At 67.7% G+C, this 3,075-nt stretch carries 3 protein-coding genes; all 3 read right to left on the bottom strand.

Translation table 11 applies throughout. The annotated features are described in order from the left end of the window. Nucleotides 1–1,203, bottom strand: a 1,203-nt coding sequence (locus tag VNJ47_04265; GenBank protein HXG28045.1) for a S8 family serine peptidase, incomplete at its 3' end; no start/stop codon positions are given. 70 nt (nucleotides 1,204–1,273) lie between these two features. Next, the gene (locus tag VNJ47_04260) at nucleotides 1,274–2,035 is read right to left on the bottom strand and encodes an ABC transporter permease (GenBank protein HXG28044.1); all 762 of its coding nucleotides are present in this window, start codon (nucleotides 2,033–2,035) and stop codon (nucleotides 1,274–1,276) included. 108 nt (nucleotides 2,036–2,143) lie between these two features. Continuing rightward, nucleotides 2,144–3,075 (bottom strand): ABC transporter ATP-binding protein (locus tag VNJ47_04255; GenBank protein HXG28043.1); only part of this gene is annotated, 932 nt, incomplete at its 5' end.

Here is a 3,075-nt window from a genome sequence, read left to right as displayed (position 1 = left end):
GCCGCCATCACCGCCGCGCCCCTCATCGGGCGGCGGGCTGCTGTCGCCACCGCTGCGTGTCAGCAGCAGGCGATTGGGTGCGCCGCCGGTATCGGCGATGCGATCCTTCGACGCGCTGTCGAGCAGTGCGCTGGCGACCTGGGCCGGGCTGGCCTTGGGGTTGGCCGCCAGGTACAGCGCCGCGGCGCCAGCCACATGCGGCGCCGCCATCGAGGTACCGCTGAGGGTTGCAGAGGCCGTGTCGCTGCCGATGCCGGCGGAGACGATACCCTCGCCGGGGGCGAACAGATCCACGCACTTGCCCTTGTTGGAGAACGACGCACGCTGGTCCTTGCGCGTGCTGGCGGCCACCGTCAAGCCCTGCTCCACGCGCGCCGGCGAGGCGTCGCAGGCATCGCGGTTGTCGTTGCCGGCGGCCAGCACATAGGTCACGCCGGCGTCGATGGACTCGCGCACCGCGCGGTCCAGCGCCCGGCTGGCGCCGCCACCCAGGCTCATGTTGGCCACCGCCGGCTTGACGCGCTTGCCGGTCACCCAGTCCACGCCGGCGATGACGTCGCTGGTGCTGCCGCTGCCCTTGCAGTCCAGCACCCGCACCGGGATCAGGGTCACACCTTTGGCCACGCCGTACTGCGCACCACCGATCGTGCCGGCCACGTGCGTGCCGTGGCCCTGGCAGTCATCGGTGCCGCGCCCGTCCTTGATCGCGGTATAGCCCCTGACCACGCGCCCGCCGAAGTCGCGGTGGCTGGCGCGGATGCCGGTGTCGATCACATAGACGTTCACGCCCTTGCCGGTGCCGTCGTAGCGGTAGGCGCCGTCCAGCGGCAGCGCCGGGCGATCGATGCGGTCCAGGCCCCAGGGCGGGTTGCGCTGGGTGTCGGAGATCGCGCGCCGGCTGTCCTGCTCGATGAAGCGCACCTGCGCGTTCTGGGCGATGGCGGCGGCGCCCTGGGCATCGATCTCGAGCGCGAAGCCGCCCAGCACGTTCTCGTACAGGTGCAGCAGCTGGCCGCCGTGCTGCTTCGCCAGCTGCTCGGCCAGGCTGCGCACCAGCGGCGCGGCCACGCCGGGCACCAGTTTCACGTCGAGCACGACGATGTAACGGTTCGGGATCGGGTCGGGCGGCGTCGCCATTTCGCCGGCGCGGGCGGCTGGCAGCGCCAGCATCAGGCACAGGATCACCGGAATCGTCATGCGCATGGCTTGTTTTCCTCGGTGGATGGGCCCATTGTAAGACCATCGGGACCGCGCCGGGTTGCGGGCTGCCGATTCAGGCCTTCAGACGGTAACCGGTGCGGAAGATCCAGGCGATCGCGCCCAGGCACAGGAGCATGAACGCCACCGTCATACCCAGGCTCACGCCCACGCTCACGTCGGCCACGCCGTAGAAGCTCCAGCGGAAGCCGCTGATCAGGTACACCACGGGATTGAACAGCGCGATCGTCTGCCAGGGCTCCGGCAGCATGTTGATCGAGTAGAAGCTGCCGCCGAGGAAGGCCAGCGGCGTGATCACCATCAGCGGGATGATCTGCAGCTTCTCGAAGCCGTCCGCCCAGATGCCGATGATGAAGCCGAACAGGCAGAAGGCCACCGCGGTGAGCAGCAGGAAGCCTCCCATCCACAGGGGGTGGGCGATCTCGTAGTCCACGAAGAACCGCGCGGTGACCAGGATCAGCGCGCCCAGCATCAGCGACTTGGTGGTGGCGGCACCGACGTAGCCGAGCAGGATCTCGATCCAGGACACCGGCGCCGACAGCACCTCGTAGATGGTGCCGGAGAAGCGCGGCATGTAGATGCCGAAGGAGGCGTTGGCGATGCTCTCGCTCAGCAGCGTGAGCATCACCAGCCCGGGAATGATGAAGGCGCCGTAGCTGACGCCGTCGATCTCGCCCATGCGCGCGCCGATCGCCGCGCCGAACACCACGAAGTACAGCGCGGTGGACAGCACCGGCGAGGCGATGCTCTGGGCCAGGGTGCGGAAGGTGCGCGCCATCTCGAAGCGGTAAATGGCCTTGATTGCATGAATGTTCATGGCCCAGTCTCCGTCATGCCGGCGGAAGCCGGCATCCAGTGCCTTTCTGCGACCTGTCATCAGGCTCACTGGATTCCGGCTTTCGCCGGAATGACAGAATGCTCGTGTTCATGGCTTTGCCCTCACCAGGCTGACGAAGATCTCCTCCAGCGAGCTCTCGCTCGAGTGCAGGTCCTTGAAGTCGATGCCATGCTCGTTCAGGCGCCGCAGCAGCGCCCCGATGCCGGTGTCCCGGCACTGGGTGTCGAAGGTATAGACCAGGGCCGTGCCATCGGCGGACAGTTCCAGCGGGTGGCCGGCCAGCTCGTCGGGGATGCGCGCCAGCGGGCTCTGCAGCTGCAGGGTGAGCTGCTTCTTGCCGAGCTTGCGCATGAGCGCAACCTTCTCCTCGACCACGATCAGCTCGCCATGGCTGATCACGCCGATGCGGTCAGCCATCTCCTCGGCCTCCTCGATGTAGTGCGTGGTCAGGATGATGGTCACGCCGGTATCGCGCAGCCGGCGCACCATGTCCCACATGTCGCGGCGCAGTTCCACGTCCACGCCCGCGGTCGGCTCGTCGAGGAACAGGATCACCGGCTCGTGCGACAGCGCCTTGGCGATCATCACGCGCCGTTTCATGCCGCCGGACAGGGTCATGATCCTGGCGTCCCGCTTGTCCCACAGCGACAGCTCGCGCAGCAGCTTCTCGAGGTAGGCCGGATTCGGCGGGCAGCCGAACAGCCCACGGCTGAAGCTCACCGTCGCCCATACGCTCTCGAAGGCGTCGGTGTGCAGCTCCTGCGGCACCAGGCCGATGCGGGCACGCGCCGCGCGGTAGTCGCGCACGATGTCGTAGCCGTCGACCAGGATGCTGCCGCGCGTCGGGTTGACGATGCCGCAGATGATGCTGATCAGCGTGGTCTTGCCGGCACCGTTCGGTCCCAGCAGCGCGAAGATCTCGCCACGCCGGATGTCGAGGTTGATGTTCTTCAGCGCCTGGAAGCCCGAGGCGTAGGTCTTGTCGAGGCCGCGAACGGTGATGATCGGCTGCACGGAAT

Source organism: Nevskiales bacterium (assembly GCA_035574475.1).
Classification (GTDB): Bacteria; Pseudomonadota; Gammaproteobacteria; order Nevskiales; family DATLYR01; genus DATLYR01.
Note: the sequence above shows the minus strand (reverse complement) of the source record. Positions and strands in the feature narration are given on the sequence as shown.

What these genes read in the sequence shown, in the direction of transcription:
- VNJ47_04260 (HXG28044.1), bottom strand. Translation starts at nt 2,035, where the DNA reads ATGAACATTCATGCAATCAAGGCCATTTACCGCTTCGAGATGGCGCGC.